The organism is Bradyrhizobium niftali (genome assembly GCF_004571025.1).
GTDB lineage: Bacteria > Pseudomonadota > Alphaproteobacteria > Rhizobiales > Xanthobacteraceae > Bradyrhizobium > Bradyrhizobium niftali.
Genome location: NZ_SPQT01000025.1, coordinates 45973 through 71158 on the forward strand (window position 1 = coordinate 45973; position 25186 = coordinate 71158).

Below are 25186 nucleotides of genomic sequence, written 5' to 3' on the forward strand. Positions count from 1 at the left end.
CCAACGGTCAATGCGCGAACATCGACGTTAAGGATATTCACTATGGATCAAGCTCAAATCTACGCGAAGCTCACATCTGTCTTCCGCGACGTGCTCGATGAGGACGACCTCGCCCTGACAGCGGCAACCACGGCCGATGACGTTGACGGCTGGGATAGCTTGTCTCACATTCGTCTCGTTCTGGCGGTCTCGAAATCCTTTGGCGTGAAGTTCTCCGCATCTGAGATCGGCGGATTGAAGAACGTTGGCGAGTTCGTCGAACTGATCCAGAAGAAGAGCTGAGAGACCGAGTTGTCGGAATCCAGCGAGATTGCTCCGGCCTTGGCTAACCTCGCCTTTCATCATTTCGGCTTGGCTGTCGCCTCTCCGGATGACGCATTTCGGTATCTGGCGTCGCTTGGCTATCGCGCGGGGAATTCGGCGTTTGACCCACTCCAGCGGGTCAACCTTGCCATGCGCCACCATCCGATGATGCCTGACGTTGAGGTGATTTGGCCTGGTGATGGCCCCTCTCCGATCGACAGGCTGATCAAGAAAACAGGCACGATGATCTACCATTTATGCTACGCATGTGCCGACGCTGACGCGGCGCTTACCGCCCTTTCGGCCGCTGGCATGGAGATCCTAACGGTTAGCCCCCCCACGCCAGCCATTTTGTTCGGTGGCCAGCACGTTTCGTTTCACCATATTTCAGGTTTCGGTCTCATCGAGATTTTGCATACTGGCTCGCCTGGGACCGTAAATGTCCGGCGCATGGACAGTCGATGACAAGCAAGACCATTCGAAGAATTCCAACGCAAGCCAGCGTTGTTTTCGGAGCACTGCTGATCGCGCTGGCGATCTCCGGCAGATCGGCTCAAGCTCAACTCGGAAGAACGACCGCGCCCGTTTCCGGTGGCACGGGAGTTGCTTCGCAACCTCCCAATGCCTTTCAGGGAATGACCGGAACGTACGCGCCGCCACACAAGACGCCGGATGGCCGAGCCTGCATCACGGTCCACCCCATGACGCGCGCGCAAATCGTCAACCCCAGAATCATTGATCAGATCGTTATCATCAACAACATATGCGGCCAGTCGATCAAAGTCCGAGTCTGCTATGCCGGCAGCAACGATTGCATTAATGTACCTTTGGGGGGATATGAGAGGTTACAGAGAACGTTGGGCGTTGGGGCCGGCTCAACTTCCTTCAGATATGAATATCGTGAGCTATACTGAACTTCTTGCAGCCGCAGCGCTCAGGCTCGCCTGCATGCCTAAGACGTGGCGCGCGATATCCACTGGCTCGGGTCCCCGAGCACGGGCACACTGATGAAGAGAGTTCGACCCAAAGCCTATACGGCTCGTTTCACGTCGCGCGGCGTTGCCGGGTTTAGTCTTGCCTGCGTATTGGCCGCGTTCATTTTCATGTCGCTGACTTCCTCCCCGAGCCAAGGGGGAGAGCTTCCGGCCGCGGAGTATACCCTCCAACTCAATCGCGCCATATCGCCCGCGTCGGGCGGAACGATTCTGGCCGCCTCTGACGGTCTGTTCACGCGGGCAGGGCTTAGCGTGCGCGTGGTGGCCGGCTCGGGAGACGCTGACGCAATAGGTGCAGTTGCGGTCGACGAGAATACCATTGGGATCGCATCGGCTGCGGCGTTCCTCAAAGCGCGATCGGAAGGGCTCGCAATAGTCGCCTTCGCCGGATGCTATGCGGCGAGTCCAGTCGAGTTTTTTACCCTGCCCGACACCACGCTGCTGCGGCCATCGGATCTGGAGGGAAAGCGAATAGGGTACAAGAGGGGACCCGAGCTTTCTGTCGTTCTCTACGAGTTTGTCGCGAAGAACTCCCTGGCACAAAGCAAGCTCCTCCCAATCGAAAGTGAGGACCCTTTGCAGGATCTGCTGGACCGGAGAATAGACGTGCTTCTTGGTCGCCTCGACATTGAAGGTCAGGAGTTGGCGCGGAGGAACATAGGGTACAAGACGCTAAGTCCCGCCTCCTATGGCGTGCGCGCAGCAGGACCAGTCTACTTTGTTCAAGAGCGCACCCTCGGTAAGCGGCGCAGTCTCGAGAAATTCGTCATCGCGACCGCTGCGGGCTGGAACGCTGCATACGCCGACTACGAGCGAACAATCCCCATCATCGCCAACTCTATTGATACGCCTCTTTCGCGGCCGTTGATTGCTCGACTCATGGATGCGCAGCGTGGTTTCTTGCGACCCTATGGGACAAGGTTTGGTGAGCTGGACGAGAGGCGCATTCACGTGCTTCATGCACAGCTTTTGCAGCGACGTCTCCTACAAGAACCGGTCGATCTGACCCGCGCGGTCAACTACGACATTCTGAAAGAGGCCTATCGTAGCGAGGCGAATAACCTAAGTCGCGATGAGCCCTGATCAGATGTCTAACGCTACTCAAGCTATCATTTTTGGCGGCGCAGGTTTTATTGGAACCCATCTGGCAACATGCCTCGTGGCATCGCAAAGGTATAAGCGCGTCGTATCGGTCGACATCGGCCAGCCCAGGGCCAATGTAGCCGGCGTCGAATACCTGCACCATGATGTGCGGCAGACCATCGATTCCGGCATTTCGGACGGGAGCCCCACCGACATTTTCAACCTCGCTGCGATCCATGTTACCCCGGGGCACCCGGACGGTGATTACTATTATACGAACGTTCTTGGAGCCGTGAACGTCTGCAGATTCGCCAACGCGATTGGCTGCAGCAACATAGTCTTCACAAGTTCCATCTCGATCTACGGACCAAGCGAAGCAGCCCTTGATGAAGAGGCCACGCCCGCGCCCGTGAGCGCTTACGGGCGCTCAAAGCTCGCAGCCGAGAAAATCCATCTGCTCTGGCAATCCGAAGCCCTTGATCGGAGGCTCACGATCGTTCGCCCCGCCGTCATCTACGGACTTCACGAGCGGGGAAACTTCACCAGGCTTTCGCGGCTGCTGAAAAGGAACTCCTTTGTCTATCCGGGGCGGACAGACACGATCAAATCGTGCGGCTACGTAAAAGATCTCGTCTCGTCCATGATGCACATGTCGAACCAGCATGACGGTGTGTCCATCTATAATTTCTCTTTTGAGCGCAGATATACAATCAGCGAAATCTGCGCTGCGTTCTCGTGCGTCGCTGCCTACAGAAAACCGCGGCTGACCATTCCAATCTGGTTCATGAATCTCGCCGTACTTCCCTTTGAAGCCCTGCATTCGGCTGGCCTCAAGACGGGCATCAATCGGGACCGCGTAAGGAAGCTATGGTTCTCGACGAACATTCTGCCTAAACGACTTGTCGAAAGCGGCTTCAAATTTTCGTACGATCTGGAGAGCTCGCTTGTCGAATGGAAGCGCGAGTCGGCTCTAAGGGACTTCGATTGATGTCGTTACTTGGTCGCGATCAACAATCCTTGATCAAGAGCAGAGCGGATGTTCGTACAATCGGCGATGAAGAGAAGCCTAGTTATCCAGCGATGCTCGCAGCATCGGGTCTCTGTACCCTGATTGCCTTGGCACCGCTTCCCTTCGCATCCATGGATATGCGAATTATCGCGGTTTGGGTGTTGTTGCTTTCCGGGGTGCTTTTGCTGACGGTCCCGCAGGAGATTGGCTCGCGAGACCTTGCTTTCCTGTGCGGATTCGCCGCGATCTCGTTATCTTGGGTATTCGTCGTCAGCGAGCAATTGAGTGAAACGTCGCTGCTATCTCGCCGACTGGCGGCCCCAATTTGGGGGCAGACTTCCGCAGTCCTGGGCGAGCAATTGAGCGGCTCGATTTCTGTAGCCCTCAATCAGCCCTTCTTCTCGGCCGGATCGCAGATCGCTTGCCTCCTGTCCATGCTGTGCGGGTATCTAGTTGGCCGCAACCGGCACACCGCCCGCTTGTTGCTGGTGTCATTTTTGGGCTCGACCTTGGCCTATGCTATCTATGGACTGATCGCCCATAGTTTCTGGCCGGACTATTTGCTATGGCACCGGAAGTACAACTATTTGGGTTCGCTCACTGCAACCTTCATCAATCCGAATGTTGCAGCTTGCTATTTCGGGGCCGCAACCATTGGATGGGTTCTTGTCTTCGCTGCAATGGGAGGAGATCGCCCCAGCGAACCGCCGCTTCCGTGGCGCGAGTGGGTCAGGTCTCGCCTGCACACCTTCTCGCCGCTAAGAACTCTTGGTCTGCTGGCATGCTTTGCAATGCTCTCCACAACGATGCTGACGGGATCGCGCGCGGGCTCGGTCCTAGCGCTGCTGTGCCTGGCCGGTGCGCTTGGAACCTACTTTCGCCGGGGGCTGCAGAAACGGGGGCTGCTCTGGATTTTTCCGATTGCGGCCATGCTTCTGATTGTCGGCGTCATTTCGATCCTCGCGCCCATGGTCAACCGAAGGTTCGGCGTGCAAGGATTCTTTGATTCGGGTCGCTGGCAGGCCTACGCATCGACGATGGAAATAATCAGAGACTTTCCCTGGCTCGGTTCTGGCCTGGGCACCTTTCGCTGGGTCTTTCCAGAATATCGAAGCGGCGACATTGCGTCATATGGGGTCTGGGATCAGGCGCATAATTCGACGCTCGAAGCGGCCGCCGAAATGGGCATTCCCTTCGCCCTTTTCTTGGGGATCGGTTGGCTCGTTTCCTTGGTCGTCCTGGTCCGAGGAATGTTGGGGCGTAACCGTGACGCGATCCTCCCGACCGCGGCCTTTTGGATTGGCCTATTGGCGATCCTTCATTCGCAGGTTGATTTTCCGCTGCAAGTTCCGGGCTTTGCTCTGGCAATCTGCCCCATTTTGGGCATGGGCATGGCTCAATCATTTTCGAGTAGAGCCAACGCGTTAACCCATCCTTTCAATAGGTCCTGAGCGGCTGTACATTTGCCTAATATTCTTTTAAAAACACCAAATTAGCAGGTCGGAAGAGGCTGGAATTATGAGCATTACGGGACGCCGGTTGTCGTCAAAGCTGATGTTTTCGGCCATGTTTTGTGCGTTTGCGTTCTGTCTGCCCAAAGGCGCGTTCGCCGCTTGCGTGAACGATCCTGATACCGCCCAGAAGGCAGCTGCCTTTACCACTAATCCGTCCTCGTTGCTCGAAGGACCCAATGGACCTCGTAGCCCAGATGACGTAGCCGCCGATGTACAAACCTTCGTGGCGTCCTATCCTCAGGCGCTTCCTGCGGTGCTGGCCATTTTGAAGGATCTGGAAAACAAGGGGCCTTCGAGTTCCGCGCTGCAGAAGGCCATTGGCACCGGCCTCGGAAAGGCGGCGAACGTCTGCAAGACGACCGATTTGACGTTTTCCCTGGAGATCCAGGGTGACTTGGGTGCCGCAGGATCGGCTGATGCCAACGCGCAATACGCGGCGCTTACCGGAAACGATCCAACCCGAAGCGTCGCTCTCTCAGGCGCCACAACCGGTTCCTCGGGCGGCGTGGGCGGCCAAACGTCAGCGACGGGCGGAACATCGGCTACCGGCTCGTCCTTTCAAACTTTTGTCGCCAACAGCGTGTCCAACAATCCGACAAATTATTTCAGTTCAAGCGTTAGCGGGGCGGGCTCAGCGGGCGGAACGACCACGGCGATCGTCTGTACCGTATCAGGTTCGTGCTGAGCTTTTGGCCTTCCTCCAACGATCCATCCGAATTTTTCGGCGTTCGGATGCGGTCGCTTTGATTTTGAGTAGCCGCGACGAATATCAGTCAGGATAGACCGGCCGGATGCTTCAAACACGAATCCCAAATGCTCATGCCTCGACGCAAATCCAAAGCGACGACACGGCGTCGTTTGAGCACACCGTTTCTGTAGCCCTTGGCCTGATCAGTCGGCAATACCCGGTGATGATCATCACGGTGCTGTTGTGCCTTGGCATGGCGGGGGTTTACTTGTTGACCGCACCCAAGCGCTACACCGGCACCGCCGTCCTTCTGATGGATAGCCGCAAGATGCAGGGGCTGCAAACGCAGGTCGGAGCGTCAGGAGACATTCCGATCGACACCGCCATGGTTGATAGCCAGGTCGAGGTCTTGAAATCAGAGACCATTGCCTCGGCGGTCATCAAGGATTTGCGGCTCTTGGATTCTCCGCAGTTTATGCGCGAGGACGCGGGTTTGTTAAGCGGAGTAACCCAGCTCTTCGCAAGCCTCTTCCCGGAAGAGAAGCCCTCCGATAACGAACTCATGCGAACGGCGATCGGGCGGATTGTAAGCGGGCTGACCATCAAGCGCGTCGCCCAAAGTTACGTCATCGAAATATCATACCAATCACTCTCGCGTGATCTGGCGTCTCGAATAGCAAATGCAGTCGCAGAGAACTACATTACCGATACCTTGGAATCAAAATACCAGGCCTCGCGCCGCGCCGCGGTTTGGCTCCAAGATCGTTTGAAGGAGCTTCGTGCTCAGGCGTCCTCTGCCGAACGCGCGGTGGCCGATTATAAGGCCAAGAATAATATCGTGGACGCCGGCGGGCGCCTGCTGACTGAGCAACAACTCGCTGAGATTAACAGCGGACTGACAGAGGCTCGCGGAAAGCGCGCGGAGGCCGAAGCCAAGCTGCAGCGGATCACCGCAATTCTCAATGCCGATGAGAGCGACTCTCAGGTCATTTTGAATGATTTGGCAACCGTCAATGATTCAATGGCCAATCCGGTCATTACGAAACTGCGCGGAACTTATCTTGATTACGCAGCTAAGGCGTCCGACTGGTCCAACCGATACGGCCCAACCCACCTTGCTGTGGTGAATTTGCGCAATCAGATGCGCGAGATCCGGCATTCCATCCTAGATGAGCTTCGCCGGACCGCTGAAGCCTACAAGAGCGACCTTGCGATCGCTAACGCTCGCGAGGCAGCGAGCCAGAAGAGCCTCAACGATACGATCGCCGTATCAAATGATACGAGCCAAGCGCAGATCGTGTTGAGGGATTTGGAAAGCAACGCGCAAAGTGCCCGCGCCTTGTCGGATAATTTCCTGCAGCTCTACATGGTCTCGGTGCAGCAGCAATCCTTCCCGATGACGGAGGCGAGGGTCATCACTCAGGCCTCTGAGCTATCTTCGCCGAAGACTTCCCCCAAGACGGCCTTGGTTCTCTTGGCGGGTATCGTCGGTGGCGGCATTCTCGCAGGTATGGTTGCGATCTTCCTTGAAATGCTCGACCGCGTATTCCGAACCGTCCATCAGGTCGAAAGACTGATCCAGACCAATTGTCTCGCCTCTGTCCCGATCGTTGGTTTCGGAGCAGACCAGGGCGCAAATGGCTCGCTGAGCCGCCTCAAGGGATGGTTGCCGTTCGCGCGCGATTGGAGGATGCCGGGCTCTCGCCCGACCGTTGCCACGGGTCAGCCGAGCTGGACCATGGAGGCGGGACCGGCTCATGGGACCCGCCCGGGCGATCGTCAGCTTAGAATCGACGACAGCGTTGGGCGCTTCGCGATCAATTCGCCATTTTCGCGGTTCGCGGAAGCGTTCCGTTCGATCAAATTGGCGACCGATCTGAGCAACTACGGCTCACCTCATAAGGTCGTCGCGATCACTTCAGCTCTTCCCAACGAAGGGAAATCGACGGTGAGCGAGGCTTTGGCTCAAACCACGGCGCAGAGCGGACTGCGCACCCTTCTCATTGATGGCGACATTCGTAATCCAAGTCTAACCCACCGTCTTGGTCGTTCGGCTGACGTTGGTCTCATCGAGGTCGTGTTCGGGAAGGTAGGCTTAAAGGACGCGCTCTGGGTCGATCCGCAGACCAATCTACACTTCCTGCCGTGCGTGGTAGCATCACGGTTCTCGAACTCGAGCGACCTGTTGGCCTCCGCGCAAATGCAAAAGTTCTTTCAGGATCTGCGCGAGCAATATGACCGCATCATCCTGGACCTCAGTCCGTTAGCGCCGGTTATCGACGTGCGCGCGACAGGTACGTTGGCCGACTCGTACATTTTGGTTATTGAATGGGCGAAATCGAAGGTCGACGTCGTCGAGCGTGTCATCCAAGAAACCCCAATGGTCCGTGAGCGCCTTATGGGCGCGGTTCTCAACAAGGTGAACGTCGCCGCCATGAGCCGTTACGATACGCACAGCGGAGGCTATTACCGCAATCGATATTACTCGCGATACGGGTACGTGGACTAACCGGTAGCGAATGGCCAATGCCGTTGGCAGATCAATCCTCGTACTGATCGCCCTAGTTTCAGCAGGCTGGGCCGTAATGTTTTTTTTGGGTCCAGCTCAGGACGTGCAGCTGGACAACATTGCCAACGCGGTTCTCTCCGGGACGGTGTTTGAGCGGAATTCGATTGCCGAAACTGCATTGGCTGCCGCCGAAAATCGGGCAACCTGTAACCCTCGCGAAATCAGGGCAGCGGCGATTATCCGCCTGCGTCTCTATGAGATGGCTGTAAGCTCCCTTGATGCGCGCCTTGCGAATGAGCGCCTAAGCTCGCTTCGCTCGTCTGTAAGAAGAGCCCTAGGCTGCGTCCCGACCGATGGGCTCTTATGGTTCATTGAGTATTGGAGCGCGATCAATCAGGGCGGCCAGGTCAGCGAGCATCTCGACGAATTGCGGATGTCGTATCGCCTTGCGCCGTATGAGGGCTGGATTGCTTTGCGCAGCCCATATGTGCAGGCAATCTATGACGTGCTTCCAGCTGACCTGCAGGAGAGTGCCCGCAAGGAATTTGTCGCCATGGTCCGAACGGGCTTGATCCGCGACGCGGTCAAGGTGCTGAAAGGGGCCGGATGGAGACACCACGATGTGCTCTTGGCCGGCCTTGCAACAGTAAGACTGGATTTTCGCCTTCAACTAGACCGCGCACTGAGGGGTGAAGGGCTGATCGCCGATATTCCGGGCGTGGAGCCCCGCGAGTTCAGGCCTTGGCGATACTAGCGGCGCTCGAACCGTGCCTGATCTGTGCCGATTTCAGGCGCCAATAAAAACTCGGCCACTCCCTCAACTAAGAAATTTTGACAGAGCGGCAGCCTGACGAAGAATGCGACTGGGACGTTGCAGCTGTTGGACGTTTGGACGGAGCCGGAGAAACGGAGCCGCAAAGAAGCGAGTTCGCGTGGACCTATGCGATCGTAGGTAACCAGTATAGACGCGCAGCCAGTCGGGTTACCCAGCAACTGCTGGCTTGAGGCGTGACCTGCCCCCTGTCAACCGCAACAAGTTCGCTTGCGGATATTTGCCAGCCAAAGCGCCACGTAAATGGTACGTGGCGCGGGGCTCACTATTGCCGCAAGTTGAGCTTGAGGATCTGGGCGTTATTCGCCGTAACGATCGTATCGTTAGCAGTCGCGATCACGACACGAACGAACTGTAGGAATTTGGCCGTATCAACCGTCGCCGCATTGGCCGCGAAGAGCACGTCCTTGTCCCGCATGTCAAATTTGGTCGCAAGGAAGTAGGCGGCCGGATCCCTGAAATCCGCGTTGTAGACGATCGGCACGGTGGGACCGACGAACTTGGAACAATCCACTCCCAGCCGCTCCGCGAGCTCACGCGGCTCCCGGCGGTAGACATAGACACCACTGGGCTCGGCCTGAGCGTCCAGCAGGCCTCCGGCCTTGGCCATGGCCTGGGCCATGTTGATTTTCCACATATCGAACGGGAACTGGCCCTGTGATCCCGACGCGCCAAAGGCCAGGAAGATCTGCGGTTCGCGATAGACGTAGATCGTATCGCCGGGATGCACCCAAACGTTGTTCGCCGGGGTGTAAACCAGGGCTCCAAAGGGAACCGTTGCGCGCTTTCCGTGACGCTCAAGCGTCACCCAGGTTTCCCATCCCTGCCCCTTCGGACCGCCGGCCCGGGAGATCACGTCCAGGATGCGCTCGCCGGCCGCGTTTGCGGTGAGACGCGTCGGAGTGTTGACCTCCCCGAGGACACTGATCAGCGACGTATTTTGGGTGATCAGCGACACCACCACCTGCGGTTCGATGGCACGATTCCCGATCGCCTTGACGATGTCCTGCTGAATCTCGCTTGGCGTACGGCCATTCGCCTTGATCGCACCCGCATACGGAACCGTGATGAATCCGGCAGAATCGACATTTTGGTTGGGCAGCGAAACAAAGTTACCCGGGCGAACGCCAGCCTCGGCCGGAATGAAGAGGCCGCCTGCGGCCGCTTCGAAGATCGATACTGATACGACGTCGCCGATGCCGAATTTGATGGAGGGCGGCGGACGATTGTCCGGGAAGGACCCAGCAATGGCCCCAGGACCGTATTCCCTGACGATGTCGACGACGGTGGGGGTTAGCTTCACCAGCCCGTAGTCAGGGCCGTTGACCGTCTGCTCGCTCTTGATGACGTGGTCCTCAGGACCCGACATCGGCATAATCGCGCACCCCGCCGAACTGAGCAGGACCGCGGTATACACACTCACCAGAACGAAGCCCCGTTTCAACAACACCCAAGTCCCCAATTTATCAGCCCGCAAACTCAGTGAATTCCTCAAGTGAGTCAACGAATAGAGGGCTGAAAAGGCCCGTCGCGACGACGAAACCCGGAAGTTGTTGCATTGCAGTTACAGGGCGCAAGGCCACTTCGGCACACAGGCTCAATACGCATTCCGGCGGTTTGTAAGTTCCAGACAGGTGAGCAAGAGAACCTTGAAGTCCAGCGCGAGGCTCCAGTTGTTAATATACCAGAGGTCGCAATCGATGCGTCCCTTCATTTGCTCCACGAGGGCGGTCTCGCCTCGATAGCCCTTGACTTGGGCCCAGCCGGTAATGCCCGGTTTGACATGGTGCCGGAACGCATATTCCGACAGCAATCTGCCATAGTGGCTATCATGCGCCAGCGCATGCGGCCTCGGCCCCACCAGCGACATGTCCCCCATCAGGACATTAATGAGTTGGGGAACCTCATCGATGCTGCTTCGACGGAGGAGGCGTCCAAACCTGGTGCACCGCGGATCAAACCGCTTGGCCTGGACAACCGTGGCACCATCCTCCATGACGGTCATCGTCCTGAACTTGAAGATGGAAAACTCCTTCGCGTTGAAGCCGTTGCGTTTCTGCCGAAAGAAGACCGGTCCAGGTGAGTCCAGCTTGACGACGATCGCGCTCAGAATCATCAAGGGAGCGAACACGACCAGCCCGACCAAGGCTCCGACGACATCGAGCAGGCGCTTGGATGCCTGTTCCGCCCGCGACAGCGGTCCCCGCTGAATTTCCACCGAAAGCGAGTTCTGCAATCTGAACGAGGGATTTCCTGCCAGCGAGCGGATTCGCCGGTCCGGCAACAATCGAACCGGAAGCGGCGAGATCCTAAGCCCATCGCGCACGAGTTCGACTTTGCGGGTATCGCTCCAAGGAAATGCCAAAACGATTGCTTCGGCCCCTCGAATGCGTGCAACCGCGATCGCGTGCTCTAGCGTGGCGGCCTCGCCCGCACTCATCGCAAACCCGCCTCGTCCGGCCGGGAACGCCACGCGCTCGACTTCGGTTAAGCCAAATTTTTCCAGCAATTCTGCGAGACCAAGTGCGGCCAGTTCCTCGCTTGTGCCCAGCAAAACGGCACGCTGGCCCTCGACCTGCCCGTCAGCCACCACACCGGCCACGATGCGCTTGGCAAACCGCCGACAACCGACCAGCAGAAGAGGCGCAAGCAGACTGAAACAGATGACAGAGCCGCGGGAGTAGACGGCACCGCTCTTCATCAAGAACGCCAACGACGTAAGCAAAAGAATAACCAGGGTCCATTGTGCGAAGATCCGACCCGCATCCCTTTGCTTCTTTGCAAGCGCGGCACGAACATCGTACAACCCGGTCGAGTAGCCAATCAGCACATAAAGCAATGCCGCAACAGGGCCAATTCCGAACATTGGCTCAAGGTGATCAAGGCCGCTATTGGCAAGAATTTGGTAAAGTTCAGTCCCAACCACGCTCGCGAACAGGATCACCGCGGCGTCAAACGACGCGACCAGATGCGCAAGAGCGGAGTAGGGGATTTTGACGCCGACGCGACGATCTTGCCGATCTTCAATTAACGGCGCATTGTCGATTGGACCCTCCAATGACGCCGGCTCGTCCGGCGCCCGGTGACCGTCGGCTGAGGTTTGAGGGAACAAAATCGCCTCCTTGACAATGCCAACGCTTAATTGAACCTGCCACTCACCAGCAGATCATCGGTAATGCTGCATTGCAATAAAATAATGCGGTGCATTAATTCAAATTTGAATGGAGCCCGCTAGTGCCAAAAAGGTGAGCAGGGAGTCAAGTCACGGTTTGCAACGTCAGTCTGAGTTTCGATGAAGAATCTCTATTGCGTCCTCGCAATCATCGCGCTGGTTTCAATTCCCGACGCACGATCGCAGACCAACTCCGGAACGCGGGGGTGCGTTACCGGGGTCGGAGCTGCTCGGCAGCAAGAATGCGACAGCGAAGTCTCTAAACAGGTCGGCAGCGGCAGCAACATTATCCTACTCGATGGGGGGTGGCAGCTGGTCAAAACCAAGGACCCTTCAGGCGGACCAGATGCGGTCTCTATTATGCACGTTGCTGATGCGAAGAGGTCCGACATTGGGCTCGCGGGCCTCAGCCTCCAATGTGGCCGTCAAGGCATCGAAGTCCTTCTAATCATCCTGGAGCGGATGTCGCGCGGCGAGCCGAAGGTCACCCTGACGTCCGGGAACGGCCGAATTGAGGTGTTTGATGCATCCGTCGTGCAGGCAGGCCAAGCTCTGTTGTTACCTCGCAACGCTGCGGAGTTCGTAACCCGTGATTGGCAGCAGGCAAACGAGCTCTCTGTCGAAATTGAGGGAAAATCCGCTTCGATCCGCGGAACGGTCCCGATCGGCGGAATTGCTGCCGCTTACCAAATGCTAACCGAGAGCTGTCCTGCACGATGAGGAGGCGCCTTGTTCGGGAACCAGTTCACGGTTCCTTAGGAAAGCAGGTGGAATGGTGGCGCCGGAGACACACAATGACCCCGGTTGCCATATTTCTATTTCTCGCCGGCGCGGTCCTGGCTTGGCGTTTTCGCGTGTGGATTTTGGTGCCTTTCAGCCTGATCGCGGTCGTTGTCACGTTCCTGACCCAGCTATCGCTTGGTGCAGGACTAGCCGTCGCGTGCGGATGCGGGTTTCTGATGGGTTTCGTCCCCCAAACCGGCTATGCCTTCGGCCTGTTGGCACAGACCACGTTGCTGGCCCGTTATCCGCGGAAGCAAACGCTTTCTCGCAAGGCATCCGTAGCAGCGCTCTACAGACGAACGTCAGCCGACCACACCGGACGGTAAATGGCCTGCAGGTTTTGCGTCTTCAGATGCAGCCGACTGGCTCAAGGTGCCGCCAAAAAGGCGTTTGGCGGCGTTGATCCCCCGTGCGATAGTAAATCGATCTGCGGATCGTCGCCGGCTCGCCCTCCCCCTCACTATTTTGAAGTCTTCAATTGTCGATCGCCTTTTTCCTTCTGATCGCGCTGTTAGTCGCAACTCCAGCCGCACCATTCATTAGCTATATCTTCGTCCAGCATGCCCTGTATTTGGTCGCCGCGATCATGCTGGCGTCCGTCGCTATTGCGGCGAGCCCGGCGGATATCATTGCGGCTGCGACGCTCCGCAGATTTGCTTGGGCAGCGCTCTTCCCCATCGTCTGGATGATGATTCAGATTGTCCCGCTTCCAATTGCATCGCTTACCAGTCCAATCTGGCCCACCGCAGCGGTCGCTCTAAATGACTCCACTTTGGCCAGCCGAATCAGCATCGATCCCGGAAGCACCTTGCGGAGCCTGACCTGGTATTTGGCCGTGCTATCATTGATCATCTCGACGATCCTGATCGCCAGAGATCGAGAAAGGGCAGAAACCCTTCTGCTTACATTGACGGGCGCGGCGACATTCATTGCGCTTGAGAGCTTGGCTGATCAAATCGAGTTCCTCGCGACAGCCGTGCCTGACATCGGTCAGTCAAATAGCCATTCCTTTGCTATGGCTGCTGTCATTGCGGCACTCGGAAACAGTGCAACGATTGCCATGGCAATAGAGCGACATTCAAACCGCGCTGGCGCCGTCTTACCTCTAAGCACTCCTGTGCTGTTGCGCATGTCCCTCGGCATCACCGGAATCGTTGTTTCCCTTGCTTCCTTTGCCGCGCTCGGACAGGGAATGCTGCTTGGGCTGACCGGACTTGGGTTTGCGATCATGCTTTTCGTTTTAACCGTCCGCCGCCTTGGATTCCGGCCCTGGCCATCCGCAATCTTGGCAGCAGTCCTGATCGCAATGGCAGCCGTGGCAACGGTACCCCTGGCACGATCCACTCCTTTCGTTGATCTCCTGGGCTTTGTTAGATCCGACGATCAAGCATCTCTCGCCGTGGCGCGGCGCGCCATGTCCGACACCTCCTGGACTGGAAGTGGCGTCGGTACGTTCACACGGGTCGCGCGGATTTATCAAGATTATGGTGTTGGTAGCGCAGTGGCCGCCCCTTCGACGGCAGTTTTGGTTGCCATCGAATGGGGACGCGTGGCCATGCCAATTCTCGCAGGGTTTACGCTTCAGCTTTTCTTATTCGCCTTGCGCGGCGCCGTCGGGCGCGGACGAGACTCATTCTTCGCGTCCGCAACGGCCGCTATCGTGGTTGTCGCCCTTTGCGACAGCTTTACCGACGCAAGCATGTTGAACCCGACGGCCGAGATCATGCTAGCCGCGGTGATCGGCCTAGGCCTGGCGCAGAGCACAGGACGAACCAGCTCAATCTGAGGCAACCCAGACCCTGCTGCTTGCGATCGTCGTCCAGAGCTTTGAGTTGGGCATCTGCATGCGCACCCAACGATAGGGGACGCGCGACCACGGCTTGATCTGCGAGGTCATGTTATCGAGCACCAAATCTCCACTCGTGGTACGGACAACGAGAATGAGGTGATGCTCGCCGGAATTCACAACAACCTCGCTCAACAGTAGGGCCCGGGCCGGCCAGCCACGCGCCAGCAATTCATGCCGCTTGCTGACCGCATAGTCGTTGCAATCGCCCCGCGCTGGATTGATCACCCATTGCTCGCCGGCCAAGCCGAGCTCATTTCTCTCCGGGGCGATCTCCCGGTTAACCATCTGATTGACTTCCTTCAGATCCCCCCATCGATCCTCGGTCAGCCGAACCGGCCCGCCCCGAAACATCGGCCGTGTGCGGCACTCGTCCCGATACCGCAGGCAAAATTGCGTATACGCCATTGGCGGAAGGGTAGGAGTCTCGAGCTTAATTCGCTGGATTGCGGATTGAAGCCCCATCGGCATTCCCAGAAGTCTCGCATGGACCGGCTCGAACCAAGTGAGACCGGCCGCGATAACCCCCAGGGCCAAAGTTGTGATTTTACGCATTGGTTACTCCCCGCATGCTTATTGGCTAGGAAGCTACCCTCAAGAGTTTGAAATTCTGCGGCATTTCGCCCGCTAAATGGACTCAAAAGCCAAGCAGAACTTTGCAATTCCGTTTACTATGTGCGCTGAACGCAGTTATTCGAGCGATTGACGCCGGAAGACCGAAAAGGCCGCCAAGTTCGGCAGATGATGAGATTGTCGGGATCGAAGAATAAGACGCGAAAGCCGGTTTTGCCGGAGGGCATTCGTATCTATGCAATAAGCGACATTCATGGATGCGCTGATCTTCTTCAGCAAATGTTCACCGTAATCGACCGCGATCTCACCACGATAGGTTCGAGGCGCGCAATCCACGTTTTCCTCGGAGACTACATTGACCGAGGACCTGACTCGAATCGAACCATCGAACTGCTGATTGAACGCGGCTTGAAGCATGAATCGGTCTTCTTGAAAGGCAATCATGAGGCCTTCCTGTTGGACGTGCTGAACGCTCCCTCGCAGCTTCAGAACTGGAAACAATATGGCGGGCTCCAAACCTTGGCGTCATATGGACTTAGCCCCTCTCTCAATCCCGATCCGGCTGAACAAGACGAACTCATTCGACAATTGTCGCAGGCAATTCCGGTCCGTCAGCTGTATTTTTTGAGGAGCCTGCGCGCGCGCTTCGTATGCGGCGATTTCTTTTTCGTGCATGCGGGCGTCAAGCCTGGCGTCGCCTTGGCAAGACAACAAGAGCAGGACATGCTCTGGATCCGTGAAGAATTTCTCGAAAGCAATCGGAATTTCGGAAAATACATCGTCCACGGCCACACCCCCGTCCAGCAGCCAGACATACGACCGAACCGAATAAACATCGATACTGGTGCTTATGCTACGGGCAATCTGACGCTTTTAGCCATTCAGGACGACAGTATGCTCGCTCTCTAATTGACGCGCGGCTGCCATTTTCTCTTTGGAGATTTGATGAATTCAACAACCAGAGCTCGTGTCCTAATGTTAGCCCTTGCGGCAGCGGTCGGCTGCTTCGGGATCGCATCAGGAGCCGCGGAAATGACGGCCTTGAATCGGCCGGATTTCCCAAAGGATCCAACCAAGGCCAATCTCAACTCAAACGCACCAGTCGAATGGATCGGAACGATCTCACCGCTGCGCTCCGACCTTGAAGGCAACCAGGCGCTGGTTCTGGCACTACAGGCGATCCAGCAGGCGAGAGCCGATCACGGGATTCGAGCAAACAGCGAACTTGCCCGTTCGCATCTCAAGCACGCTCTTTCCTTGGCGCCGTATGATGCCGAATTGTGGTTAGCATTGGCAGTGCTGGAGGCCGGGCAGGACCCCGACGGACCTGCAGCAATCGAATCGTTGAAAATGAGCTACCTCACTGCGCCGAGCGACGCGCGACTGATGCCTCTAAGACTTGCTACCGTCACCCAATTTGATGCCCTTACCAGCCCAGATCTAAGGGATTTGGCCCAGGGTGATGTACGTCTCATGTTGACGCGGCAACCGGATCAGACGCCGGCGCTAGTGTCGGCCTATCGGCAAGCCTCAGGCCGGGGCAAAGAGTTCTTGAAGGGTGCGATTCGGACCATCGATCCCGCACGTCTCAGAACGTTAAGCGGCTAGTTGGGGCCGGCAGGCCTTGTGGCTGTCGCGGAGCGGGTCACTCCACAGTTGGCTTTTGGGGGATATTGCCCGTTCCTCGCGGAACGTCTAAGATCAACTCCAGTTGGGGGACCTGCCATGCGATCAATTTTCGGATTAGTTGCGCTCATCTGGTGCTTATCCACATTGGTGACCCCGTCATATGCTGCCGACTACGCGATCCCTGTGGTGAAGCATGCAACGCGCGTCCCTTACATTGACCGGGGTCCAAATCCATATTGCGGCCCACGCTGCGGATGTCCGACCGCAGTCCAGGTGCGGCACAAGTCGCTTCAACAGGCTTATCCCTATACATTCGATCCCCGTACGAGGGATGAGCCTCATTATTATTACGGGTCGGTACGAACTTATGTGCGCTATGTGAACCCGTTGGACCCCCAGCGGGTCTTGGCCTACTAGCATGGTCGCCGACTCGGCGCCGCCATTAGGATCCATTTAAACGGAATCGCGTAATCTCGTTCGTAGAACGAGGTGATTTTGATGTATGCGGTCCAATTGCTGTCGTGCGCATTTTTGGTATGCACGACCGTTACACTCAGCAGTTACATTTTGCTTCGACACTGCCTGATGCAGTGGAGCGACGAGTCCTAGGTCGCATCCTATGACCGATAAGGCTTAACGTTTTCCCCCGACCCGGGTCTGTAATCGGGAAACCGGCACAACACAGCCGCTTTCAGGACCTTGTAGTGAGCAATGGAAGAACCCAGTTCCTTCAGGCGGCGCTGGCCATTTTGGATTTCCCTATCGAATAGGTCCTGATGATGATTATCCAGGGCCTCACGCTCCAGATATTCGTCATCGCCATTGCCGAGCGTTACGGCCGCCCGTGCCAGCACGTCCTCGACCCGCCGGTTCAGGCCCGATTGCTCCCGCTCGGCAGCGTGCAAAGCGTCTTCGATTGCGATCATGATGGCTTCGATGCGGGACTGATCGGTTTCGGCGTCGCGCTCGGGTGAGCGAGCGCGGAACCCCGCCTCCCCCCTGATGCGGTCTCTCAGGAAATCGTGGGTACGGGCCCGCAGGAACAACTGGAACATATGTGCCTTTTCCGATTGAAGCGCCAGACAGAAAATGGGTCCGGGATGGTTATAAAGGCTAAAGCCCGCGGGCCGCTACACCGCGATTCTGAGCTATCCATGCCTTCCAGGCGCCTTCGTGCTTGGCGTACAGTTCTTGCCAACGCTGCTCACCCGTAACGGGCCACAGGACGCCTTTGTCGCGTACGACACGGCCGACTTCCAGATTGGCGACCGGCTGGCTAGCCAGCCGTTCGAATTCGAAGGTCTCTTCAAACGTCAACCCTATCAAAACGCGCCGCCCGCCTACATCAACGAAATATCGCCGCGGAGCGTTATTTCTGAGGTCAGTCATAGCGCCTCTCCCGAGATCCACGGCCCGCTTAACACGCTGACGCGGCGACCATAGACCCAGACGAACAGCGGTACACCCGCAACCGGTATGATCAACGCAACGAGCCAGATCATCAACTCAAATCCCAACTCAACAGCACACGGTGGCAATCAATGGCCTACAAAAATCCGTGCGCAACCTAGCCACCACCAACCCGGCAGACAACGGCGGCTGCGATTTAACCTAACCGGACACGGTTACCTCGGTCATGCCGGCTCCATATTAAGCCGATCTCCTTCTGGTTGTATATCTTCAGAATGCGCGCCGTGTGACCGGCCGGGACGTGGAGGAACTGTAGGGTGCGTAGAGTTGGCGCATGTGCTTGCGCTTGCGCGATCGCCACGCACGCGCGGCGTAGCCAACACCGAAGCCGGCGAAGAAGATCAAGATCACGGTCACGACTGGCATCATTGGAAAATCTTTCCATTTGCGGAACGCTCCCTTCTTCCAGACACAGCATTCCCAAGTGCAGTTGTGTCGACATGATGATGAATGCTGCTGATTTCGTTGTCAGACGCGAGAAATCTTGGGCAGCAATCTGCTTGAGGATCGATCATCCGCATGCAGTCAACTGAGGAACCATAGGACCAATCTCACCAGCAACAGCGTGATGAAATAGACCCAGCCTGCCATCGCGATCAATGCCACGCTGAAGAACGCGCCCTCGAACGCCCGTTCTCGAATTTTAGTGAAAGGCAATGCCGCCCAGGCTTTTTGAAGCATCTGCGTATTTCGTATTGTTCGTTTGCGCGATCATAGCGTGCAAGCAAGCTAGCGCGGAGCTATCGGCACGAAATCCGCATTCTGTCCATCGGCGCCGGACCTACCGCGCAGCAAGAACCCTTTGTCTGTCGAGACGATATCCCCTGGCCGCAACGTGTCGTCGCTCAGCACGCGCGATCGTCCGGACACGCCGCGTGCAGTATTGTCTGTCATGATGGTCATGTCTTTCGGGGGCCATACCGGCTTGCGCGAGCTGAGCCATGCATTATCACGTGGTAGACATTCGGCCTGGGCTTTGAAATCGCATGAAGGGCATTATCCTGGCAGGGGAACGGGTTCTCGGCTCTATCCGGTAACCGCCGTGGTGTCGAAGCAGCTCTTGCCTGTCTTCGACAAGCCGATGGTCTATTATCCGCTGTCCACTTCACGGGTATCCGGGACATCCTCATCATCACGACGCCGCAAGACCAGCCGCTGTTCCATCGGCTGCTCGGCGACGGCTCCGAGATCAATGTGGACTTCTCTTATGCCCATCAGGACAGCCCGCGCGGAGTGGCGGATGCCTTCATCGTCGGCCGCGACTTCGTCGACAAGGACCCCGTCGCCCTGGTGCTCGGAGACAGCATCTTCTACGGCAGCCGCCTGCCGGAGATGCTGAGCCAGGCCGCCGCGCGCGGGCACGAGCCACGGTCTTCGGGTACCCCGTCAACACGCCGGAGCAATATGGCGTGGTCGAGCTCGACGCCAGCGGCCGCGCCTTGTCCATCGAGGAGAAGCCGAAACAGCCGCGTTCGAACATCGCGGAGACCGGGCTCTATTTCTACGACAACGACGTTCTCGACATCGCCGCCGGAATCGCGCCATCCGCGCGCGGCGAACTCGAGATCACCGACGTCAACAGGGTCTATCTGGAGCGCGGAGAGCTGTTCGTGCGGCTCATGGGCCGCGGCATAGCCTGGCTCGACATCCGCACACATTCCTCGCTGGTCGAAGCCAGCCATTTCGTCCAGATCCTCGAGCAGCGCCAGGGGCTGCGCATCGCCTGCCCCGAGGAAATTGCGCTGCGGCAGGGCTACATCTCCCTTGAAGCCTTCGAGAAGCTGGCGCAAAAAAACGCCAAGAGCAGCTATGGCGAATATCTACTGTCGGTCTACCGCTCGTTCGGGCGCGAGGCAGGCGGCTCCTGAAGCAGAGACGGAATGCGCTTTGACGGCACCACCATCTTCGTGACCGGCGGCGCGGGCTTCATCGGCTCGGCCGTGATCCGCCATCTGCTGGCGGACACTGGCGCACGCGTCGTCAACATCGACAAGCTGACTTACGCGGCTAACCTCGAGTCGCTGCCGGGCCCAACCGGCCATCCGCGCTATTCCTTCGAGAAGCAATGCATCGGCGAGAGCGCCGGCCTGCGGGCGTTGTTCGACAAATACCAGCCGGACGCCGTGATGAACCTCGCGGCGGAGAGCCACGTCGACCGTTCGATCGACGGCCCGGCGGAGTTCATCCAGACCAACGTGGGGGCACCTTCATCCTGCTTCAGGAGGCGCTGCACCAATGGCGAAGGCTGGTGCCGGAGAGGCGTGCGCGATTCCGCTTCCTTCACGTCTCGACCGACGAGGTGTTCGGATCGCTCGGCACTAGCGGCCTGTTCAGCGAAGAGACGGCCTATGCGCCAAATTCGCCCCATTCGGCGAGCAGGGCCTCGTCCGATCATCTCGTTCGTGCCTGGCGGGAGACCTTTGAGCTTCCCACCAAGGTGACCAACTGCTCGAACAATTACGGGCCCTATCATTTTCCCGAGAAGCTCATTCCGCACATGATCATTCGCGGACTGGCGAACGAGCAGCTGCCGGTCTATGGCGATGGCGGCAATATCCGCGACTGGCTCTATGTCGCCGGCCATGCGGAGGCCCTGACGCTCGTGCTCGAGCACGGCGGGGTCGGCGAGACCTACAATATCGGCGCGCGCTGCGAACACACCAATCTCGACGTAGTGACGCGCATCTACGATCTGCTCGACAAGCTCTCGCCCGGGACCGCTGACCGCCGCGACCTGATCAGCTTCGTGGCCGATCGGCGCGGCCACGACCTTCGCTACGCCATGGACCCCGGCAAGATCGAGCGCGAGCTCGGATGGCGACCGCGTGAGAATTTCGAGAGCGGACTCGCGAAGACCGTCCGCTGGTTCTGCGACAACCGGACATGGTGGCAAAACATCCTCGACCGACCGGCGCGCGCGGATCGGCCTCGGCTGACAAAAGCCCGTGGTTATACGGAGCGCTGCGCACCGATTTCATCGCGGTAAGGTTGAGCGATTAGCTTAATCCGAGGTCTTTGTTGCGAGTTTTCCCCAATCACTTATCCATCTCAGCACCGGGCTTCCCCAAGGCCCGGCCCCACCCAAGCAAAGCCGTCGAGCGACATGGGTCCGCTTGGCGGCTTTGTCTTGTATCTGCGAGAGGATCGTTTCGGATATGGCGCGCAAGCCCTGGTCGTTCAAGGAAGACCGTCGGTTAATGGAGCTGGCCAAGTCTTCTACGTCGCTGGAAGAGGCGGCAAAGCAGCTCGGCCGGTCGCCCCACGCGATCAAGCGCATAGCGCTGCGCCTTGGCCTGTCGCTCAAATCGAAGGCCACCAAGCAGGGCTGACAAACGCAGCCACGAGGCCAGTCGAAGCTGGAACGGCCGACGGTTCTGTACGCCGGAAACGGCTTGACTCGCCTTTTTGAGAAGAACCTCACGATCCGATCCTGGGGAGCTGAGCGGCCTGCTTACGAATTTGTCTGGCCCACGCGGACAAACGATCCTCAAACTCGATCGTCTTATTTGAAACGACACCGCTTCAACATAGCGCTCATCCCTTGGCTCTGGTGGAGGCGGCAGTGCAGTCGGCGGTCATATCGGCGATAGATGCCGGAGATGGCGCGCGGCTCCAGAGGCACCGGATTTTTCCTCCTTAAGGTTGATCGGTGAGGTTAATTGCACCCACCATTTGTCGCTTTGTCGCGCACCCGATATCCCGTCTCCTAAAGACTAGGATCGACATGCTCGATAGAACCGAGGAAATTACGTCGGTTAGTAAGCGCCGATGGATTGGCGATTACCTTCTACCAATCGCCTTCCTGGGCGTCGCCGGCGCCGCGACGATTGCATGGATCACCGCAATTGGCTGGGCCAGTTTGCGCCTGATCGCTCGGTTATTTTGACGAAGATAGTGACCGCAATGGCAGATTTTGCCAGCCTTTCCGACCATTTCATTCTACGGATGTATGAGTTCATCCGTCACGAGGTCCTGTCCGTCGCTTCGACCCGCCTCGCCGCAAGACAGCGAGCGGATGGACTTCTCCAGGAGATCGACCGCCGAGGTCTTTTCTACAAACCGATCGATTGGCCCGAGCACCACAACACCCGTTGGCACCCTGAAGACGATCTCAAGCTGATCGTGCTCAATGCATGAGGTGTTCCGACCGATCGGATCGCTCGCCGGGCTTGGTCGCGGGTCGCGGACGTCGGTTCATGATCGCCTACAGCGCCTGAGAGAGATACGCCGGGGCTCAGCGCCGCAGAGCTTGAGCGAACTGACAGCCCTAAGGGATCGACGATCCGACGACCGCACGCGGCGGTGCTAAGAAACGCCTTTGCACTTGTGACAAAGGCTTATTGAAATGCGTATTTTCTTGGTATCGGCTGTCATGCCAGCCTCGCGCTCGTCTCGCTCGATATTGCAAATGCGGCCCAGAACTGCATGTTACTCGCGGAAGCTGACGGTATGCGGGAATGTTTCGAAAGGACGTTCTTCACGACACCCAAGCCTGAATGGCGACTTCGGCCTCGCAAAAGTCTTCCCGCCCGAACTGTCCCATCACCGAATACGCAGAGCGTTTCGGATGGATCGCCCAAATAGTCTCAAGCCTCACCTACGGAAGCGCACGCTTCCTACTGACGCTCTTCGTAGCGATCGCAGCGGGCGTCCCCACGCTTAATGTCCGAGTCGATCTCATCGAGCGGGGGAGTGCAGCGAAGCAACGAATAGTTGTCGTCGTACGGCGCCGGTTGTCTGCGGCAAACACTCGCGCCGAGCGGCACTTGAATTGTCTGATTTCCGACGGTGTAAAAGCAATTGTCCGGCTTCTGATCCACTTTTTTCTCCCCCTGGTTTCGCGCGGCTGCGAGCGCCGGCACGACTAGGACAGCTGCGACAATGGAAAACCTTCGCATCGACGTCTCCCTGATTTCCAAGGCATCGAAGTAAACTTAGGAGCCGTTGGTGAGCTATTCAACGCCTACCGCCGGTGCCCGAAGAACTGCTCTGAGTGTGCGTACTTCGTAGGATCGGCGAACATTTAGTGACGCGGGACAGTCAGCTGTGGGCGGACCTCGTTCTCGGGTTATGCGAGGGCTTTCCGATGATGAAGACCTCGGGGAATTACTGACCGAATCTAACACGACCGCACCGCTTGTTCGAGAGAGACCACCGACGAAGGCTACCATCGAAGCTAGCAATCTAGAGAGCCACAGGACGGGCCGACCGGCAAGCAGGGGCCACGGCAAAGAACGCTGCGGCCTCACTTCACGGTTCAGCCACTGGCACAAACTGCACATGTACCGGGACTTGGCGCACCGTTGGGGGCAAGTCGGCCTGCTACTTCCTCCGGAACCGATTTCCCGAGAGGTGTTACGCCAACGTATGCAATCTCACATTGCTACGAGGTTGTAAGCACAAAGCGCAACTCGAGCGACTTTGAAGTGAGGGGTCGGCGTGGCACGGGAACTCTCACCGTTGCACCCAGCGTCCTCCGACAGATAGGGAAGCATGACATGCGCCCTTTTTTACAACTGCTGCGCTGGCGATTGCGGGGATAATCGTCGGGCCTGACGCCGTCAATGCAGCGCAGCTGGAGATGCCGACGGGACCGCAGTTACCAACAACACGGCACATACGGTTCGAAACGCAGACGCTTCCACCGATGGCCTACACGATGTTTTGCCTGCGCTACGCGGACGAATGTCGCACGCAGCCGCTTTTTCGCGGGGCCTAGTTCGCCTGACTGGCGAATGCTGGGCCATTCTCAAACAGATCAATCAGACCGTCAACCGCAGCATTTGTCCGGACGGCGCGGAATTGAGCTCCCGCGTCGAAGCCTGGTTGATCAACCCGGATCGGGGCGATTGCAATGATTACGCAGTGACCAAGCGCCACAAACTGCTCGATCGAGGCTTGCCTTCAAGCGCGCTGCTGCTGGGCGAGGTCGTGACCCGTTGGGGAAAGCATCACCTCATTCTCGTCGTGCGTACCCGAAGTGGCGATCTGGTTCTCGACAATCTGACGCCGGCGATCAAGCCGTGGGCGCGTGTGCCCTATCGCTGGGTTCGAATTCAGATGCGGCAATGGACCACGATCGCCGACCGTGGGGAGTGAGCATCGGACCGGATCTTTACCACACGCAAAAACTGGCGGATGGATGCTCCTAGCAACACGGGCGAATGTCACGGCAGCGATCCTGGTCGCTTAAGTGCTAGCCGGTACTCTGAACAAGAGCCGGTACTCTGAACAAGAAATGGGTGCCAACCTTGAGGTTGCGGACCAAGTAAATCGGACCCGCGTCCCCAGACGTATTATCGGGGGTGATGAAAACATTTCTCGTGACCGCGATTACCCTTTTTGCTGTTCCGGTTGCCGCACAGCCGGCTGTGCCGCCTTCTGCCACGCCCAAAATATCATTTCGCGACCAAATCAAGGCAGCGCGCCCGGGACGCAGCAGAAGAAAAAAGCGGCTCAACTCGCGGGCATGGGACCGGGACGTCAATGGAAAGCGCCCGTGGGACACTCCAGCGAAACCACCGAGCAACAGTTCGAAGCCTTAAAGGAAGTTGAAGCCCCCGTGGTTCGCTGCAACGAGGATGCTGAGCGGAAGAATGCTTCGCTAGCATTGTGCTGCGCTGCTTTTCATTCTGGCGTCTTCGAAATCGGGCTTGCTGCAGGCTGCTGATCCGAGGCTGTTCCACGACGCTGCGTCGATTTAGGCAAGCCGCGTCCTGAAGTTGAACGCGCCGGCTTAGTGCGGAACTGGATCCCTCTGTTCAGGGTAAAGTGATTGTC

Annotated in this window: 25 protein-coding genes and 2 pseudogenes; 20 read left to right on the plus strand and 7 right to left on the minus strand. The window is 57.7% G+C overall.

Translation table 11 applies throughout. From position 1 onward, the window contains the following. Window positions 1-42 precede the first annotated feature (42 nt). The 9 genes from E4K65_RS33520 to E4K65_RS33560 all read left to right on the plus strand — a co-directional run bounded on the left by E4K65_RS33520 (window position 43) and on the right by E4K65_RS33560 (window position 8855). The gene (locus E4K65_RS33520) at window positions 43-282 is read left to right on the plus strand and encodes an acyl carrier protein (RefSeq protein ID WP_135177770.1); all 240 of its coding nucleotides are present in this window, start codon (window positions 43-45) and stop codon (window positions 280-282) included. Between the two features lie 9 nt (window positions 283-291). Beyond that, window positions 292-768 (plus strand): VOC family protein, encoded by a 477-nt coding sequence (locus E4K65_RS33525; RefSeq protein WP_135177771.1) that lies wholly within the window; start codon window positions 292-294, stop codon window positions 766-768. After that, window positions 765-1217, plus strand: coding sequence for a hypothetical protein (locus tag E4K65_RS33530; protein WP_135177772.1), 453 nt, complete (start codon window positions 765-767; stop codon window positions 1215-1217). Before E4K65_RS33525 ends, E4K65_RS33530 begins: the two co-directional genes overlap by 4 nt. Before the next feature lie 93 nt (window positions 1218-1310). After that, on the plus strand, window positions 1311-2381 hold the full coding sequence (locus E4K65_RS33535; protein ID WP_135177773.1) for an ABC transporter substrate-binding protein: 1071 nt from the start codon (window positions 1311-1313) through the stop codon (window positions 2379-2381). Window positions 2382-2385: 4 nt separating this feature from the next. Further along, window positions 2386-3369, plus strand: a complete 984-nt coding sequence (locus E4K65_RS33540; RefSeq protein ID WP_135177774.1) for an NAD-dependent epimerase/dehydratase family protein — start codon at window positions 2386-2388, stop codon at window positions 3367-3369. After that, window positions 3369-4841 carry an O-antigen ligase family protein gene (locus E4K65_RS33545; RefSeq protein WP_167771359.1) on the plus strand — a complete coding sequence of 491 codons (1473 nt, stop codon included), beginning with the start codon at window positions 3369-3371 and terminating at the stop codon, window positions 4839-4841. The genes E4K65_RS33540 and E4K65_RS33545 overlap by 1 nt, the downstream gene beginning before the upstream one ends. A 67-nt stretch (window positions 4842-4908) precedes the next feature. After that, window positions 4909-5589: a hypothetical protein gene (locus tag E4K65_RS33550; RefSeq protein ID WP_135177776.1), complete on the plus strand. Its 681-nt coding sequence runs from the start codon at window positions 4909-4911 to the stop codon at window positions 5587-5589. Window positions 5590-5695: 106 nt separating this feature from the next. After that, window positions 5696-8101 (plus strand): polysaccharide biosynthesis tyrosine autokinase, encoded by a 2406-nt coding sequence (locus tag E4K65_RS33555; RefSeq protein ID WP_135177777.1) that lies wholly within the window; start codon window positions 5696-5698, stop codon window positions 8099-8101. Between the two features lie 10 nt (window positions 8102-8111). After that, complete coding sequence (locus E4K65_RS33560; RefSeq protein WP_135177778.1) at window positions 8112-8855, plus strand: hypothetical protein; 744 nt, start codon at window positions 8112-8114, stop codon at window positions 8853-8855. A 343-nt stretch (window positions 8856-9198) separates the two neighbouring features. Here E4K65_RS33560 and E4K65_RS33565 read toward each other — a convergent pair whose 3' ends face one another. Next, window positions 9199-10383, minus strand: coding sequence for a polysaccharide biosynthesis/export family protein (locus tag E4K65_RS33565; RefSeq protein ID WP_235885818.1), 1185 nt, complete (start codon window positions 10381-10383; stop codon window positions 9199-9201). Between the two features lie 147 nt (window positions 10384-10530). Further along, a complete protein-coding gene (locus E4K65_RS33570) occupies window positions 10531-11991 on the minus strand; it encodes an undecaprenyl-phosphate glucose phosphotransferase (RefSeq protein ID WP_167771360.1) in 1461 nt (486 codons plus the stop codon). A 234-nt stretch (window positions 11992-12225) separates the two neighbouring features. On the opposite strand from E4K65_RS33570, the gene E4K65_RS33575 reads away from it, so the two are divergent. The 3 genes from E4K65_RS33575 (at window position 12226) to E4K65_RS33585 (ending at window position 14674) form a co-directional block, all read left to right on the plus strand. Then, a complete protein-coding gene (locus tag E4K65_RS33575; protein ID WP_135177780.1) occupies window positions 12226-12825 on the plus strand; it encodes a hypothetical protein in 600 nt (199 codons plus the stop codon). A gap of 74 nt (window positions 12826-12899) precedes the next feature. Next, the gene (locus E4K65_RS33580) at window positions 12900-13214 is read left to right on the plus strand and encodes a hypothetical protein (RefSeq protein WP_135177781.1); all 315 of its coding nucleotides are present in this window, start codon (window positions 12900-12902) and stop codon (window positions 13212-13214) included. Between the two features lie 152 nt (window positions 13215-13366). Next, window positions 13367-14674, plus strand: a complete 1308-nt coding sequence (locus E4K65_RS33585; RefSeq protein WP_135177782.1) for a hypothetical protein — start codon at window positions 13367-13369, stop codon at window positions 14672-14674. On the opposite strand, the gene E4K65_RS33590 is transcribed toward E4K65_RS33585, so the two are convergent. Next, window positions 14666-15289: a transglutaminase-like cysteine peptidase gene (locus E4K65_RS33590; protein ID WP_135177783.1), complete on the minus strand. Its 624-nt coding sequence runs from the start codon at window positions 15287-15289 to the stop codon at window positions 14666-14668. The two genes, E4K65_RS33585 and E4K65_RS33590, sit on opposite strands and share 9 nt — an antisense overlap. 189 nt (window positions 15290-15478) lie before the next feature. On the opposite strand from E4K65_RS33590, the gene E4K65_RS33595 reads away from it, so the two are divergent. Both E4K65_RS33595 and E4K65_RS33600 read left to right on the plus strand, forming a co-directional pair. Continuing rightward, window positions 15479-16216, plus strand: a complete 738-nt coding sequence (locus E4K65_RS33595) for a metallophosphoesterase family protein (protein WP_135177848.1) — start codon at window positions 15479-15481, stop codon at window positions 16214-16216. 123 nt (window positions 16217-16339) lie between these two features. After that, window positions 16340-16915 carry a hypothetical protein gene (locus E4K65_RS33600; RefSeq protein WP_135177784.1) on the plus strand — a complete coding sequence of 192 codons (576 nt, stop codon included), beginning with the start codon at window positions 16340-16342 and terminating at the stop codon, window positions 16913-16915. Between the two features lie 638 nt (window positions 16916-17553). On the opposite strand, the gene E4K65_RS33605 is transcribed toward E4K65_RS33600, so the two are convergent. The 3 genes from E4K65_RS33605 to E4K65_RS47750 all read right to left on the minus strand — a co-directional run bounded on the left by E4K65_RS33605 (window position 17554) and on the right by E4K65_RS47750 (window position 19087). Further along, window positions 17554-17991: a hypothetical protein gene (locus tag E4K65_RS33605; RefSeq protein ID WP_135177785.1), complete on the minus strand. Its 438-nt coding sequence runs from the start codon at window positions 17989-17991 to the stop codon at window positions 17554-17556. A gap of 58 nt (window positions 17992-18049) precedes the next feature. Next, complete coding sequence (locus tag E4K65_RS33610; protein WP_235885820.1) at window positions 18050-18325, minus strand: hypothetical protein; 276 nt, start codon at window positions 18323-18325, stop codon at window positions 18050-18052. A gap of 606 nt (window positions 18326-18931) precedes the next feature. Next, window positions 18932-19087, minus strand: a complete 156-nt coding sequence (locus E4K65_RS47750; protein ID WP_167771361.1) for a hypothetical protein — start codon at window positions 19085-19087, stop codon at window positions 18932-18934. Window positions 19088-19307: 220 nt separating this feature from the next. On the opposite strand from E4K65_RS47750, the pseudogene rfbA reads away from it, so the two are divergent. From rfbA to E4K65_RS33625, 4 genes and pseudogenes are all read left to right on the plus strand, one after another. Continuing rightward, window positions 19308-20274, plus strand: a pseudogene (gene rfbA, locus E4K65_RS33615) (glucose-1-phosphate thymidylyltransferase RfbA). A 12-nt stretch (window positions 20275-20286) separates the two neighbouring features. After that, window positions 20287-21392, plus strand: a pseudogene (rfbB, locus tag E4K65_RS33620) (dTDP-glucose 4,6-dehydratase). A 169-nt stretch (window positions 21393-21561) separates the two neighbouring features. Next, window positions 21562-21735 (plus strand): hypothetical protein, encoded by a 174-nt coding sequence (locus tag E4K65_RS47755; RefSeq protein WP_167771362.1) that lies wholly within the window; start codon window positions 21562-21564, stop codon window positions 21733-21735. A 502-nt stretch (window positions 21736-22237) separates the two neighbouring features. After that, complete coding sequence (locus tag E4K65_RS33625; RefSeq protein ID WP_135177786.1) at window positions 22238-22543, plus strand: hypothetical protein; 306 nt, start codon at window positions 22238-22240, stop codon at window positions 22541-22543. Window positions 22544-23022: 479 nt separating this feature from the next. Here E4K65_RS33625 and E4K65_RS33630 read toward each other — a convergent pair whose 3' ends face one another. Beyond that, window positions 23023-23304 (minus strand): hypothetical protein, encoded by a 282-nt coding sequence (locus E4K65_RS33630; RefSeq protein WP_135177787.1) that lies wholly within the window; start codon window positions 23302-23304, stop codon window positions 23023-23025. Between the two features lie 787 nt (window positions 23305-24091). Between E4K65_RS33630 and E4K65_RS33635 the strand changes: the two genes are divergently transcribed. Both E4K65_RS33635 and E4K65_RS33640 read left to right on the plus strand, forming a co-directional pair. Beyond that, entirely contained in the window at window positions 24092-24505 is a 414-nt protein-coding gene (locus E4K65_RS33635; RefSeq protein ID WP_235885821.1) for a transglutaminase-like cysteine peptidase, read from the plus strand. A gap of 139 nt (window positions 24506-24644) precedes the next feature. Then, entirely contained in the window at window positions 24645-25076 is a 432-nt protein-coding gene (locus E4K65_RS33640) for a hypothetical protein (protein ID WP_135177788.1), read from the plus strand. The last annotated feature ends 110 nt before the right edge of the window (window positions 25077-25186 follow it).

Excerpts from the sequence above, each read along its gene's own strand:
- E4K65_RS33520 (WP_135177770.1), top strand. The coding sequence starts at position 43 with ATGGATCAAGCTCAAATCTACGCGAAGCTCACATCTGTCTTCCGCGAC.
- E4K65_RS33530 (WP_135177772.1), top strand. The coding sequence starts at position 765 with ATGACAAGCAAGACCATTCGAAGAATTCCAACGCAAGCCAGCGTTGTT.
- E4K65_RS33535 (WP_135177773.1), top strand. The coding sequence starts at position 1,311 with ATGAAGAGAGTTCGACCCAAAGCCTATACGGCTCGTTTCACGTCGCGC.
- E4K65_RS33540 (WP_135177774.1), top strand. The coding sequence starts at position 2,386 with ATGTCTAACGCTACTCAAGCTATCATTTTTGGCGGCGCAGGTTTTATT.
- E4K65_RS33545 (WP_167771359.1), top strand. The coding sequence starts at position 3,369 with ATGTCGTTACTTGGTCGCGATCAACAATCCTTGATCAAGAGCAGAGCG.
- E4K65_RS33550 (WP_135177776.1), top strand. The coding sequence starts at position 4,909 with ATGAGCATTACGGGACGCCGGTTGTCGTCAAAGCTGATGTTTTCGGCC.
- E4K65_RS33555 (WP_135177777.1), top strand. The coding sequence starts at position 5,696 with ATGCTTCAAACACGAATCCCAAATGCTCATGCCTCGACGCAAATCCAA.
- E4K65_RS33560 (WP_135177778.1), top strand. The coding sequence starts at position 8,112 with ATGGCCAATGCCGTTGGCAGATCAATCCTCGTACTGATCGCCCTAGTT.
- E4K65_RS33575 (WP_135177780.1), top strand. The coding sequence starts at position 12,226 with ATGAAGAATCTCTATTGCGTCCTCGCAATCATCGCGCTGGTTTCAATT.
- E4K65_RS33580 (WP_135177781.1), top strand. The coding sequence starts at position 12,900 with ATGACCCCGGTTGCCATATTTCTATTTCTCGCCGGCGCGGTCCTGGCT.
- E4K65_RS33590 (WP_135177783.1), bottom strand. The coding sequence starts at position 15,289 with ATGCGTAAAATCACAACTTTGGCCCTGGGGGTTATCGCGGCCGGTCTC.
- E4K65_RS33595 (WP_135177848.1), top strand. The coding sequence starts at position 15,479 with ATGAGATTGTCGGGATCGAAGAATAAGACGCGAAAGCCGGTTTTGCCG.
- E4K65_RS33600 (WP_135177784.1), top strand. The coding sequence starts at position 16,340 with ATGACGGCCTTGAATCGGCCGGATTTCCCAAAGGATCCAACCAAGGCC.
- E4K65_RS33605 (WP_135177785.1), bottom strand. The coding sequence starts at position 17,991 with ATGTTCCAGTTGTTCCTGCGGGCCCGTACCCACGATTTCCTGAGAGAC.
- E4K65_RS33610 (WP_235885820.1), bottom strand. The coding sequence starts at position 18,325 with ATGACTGACCTCAGAAATAACGCTCCGCGGCGATATTTCGTTGATGTA.
- E4K65_RS47750 (WP_167771361.1), bottom strand. The coding sequence starts at position 19,087 with ATGCTTCAAAAAGCCTGGGCGGCATTGCCTTTCACTAAAATTCGAGAA.
- E4K65_RS47755 (WP_167771362.1), top strand. The coding sequence starts at position 21,562 with ATGGCGCGCAAGCCCTGGTCGTTCAAGGAAGACCGTCGGTTAATGGAG.
- E4K65_RS33625 (WP_135177786.1), top strand. The coding sequence starts at position 22,238 with ATGGATCACCGCAATTGGCTGGGCCAGTTTGCGCCTGATCGCTCGGTT.
- E4K65_RS33630 (WP_135177787.1), bottom strand. The coding sequence starts at position 23,304 with ATGCGAAGGTTTTCCATTGTCGCAGCTGTCCTAGTCGTGCCGGCGCTC.
- E4K65_RS33635 (WP_235885821.1), top strand. The coding sequence starts at position 24,092 with ATGTCGCACGCAGCCGCTTTTTCGCGGGGCCTAGTTCGCCTGACTGGC.
- E4K65_RS33640 (WP_135177788.1), top strand. The coding sequence starts at position 24,645 with ATGGGTGCCAACCTTGAGGTTGCGGACCAAGTAAATCGGACCCGCGTC.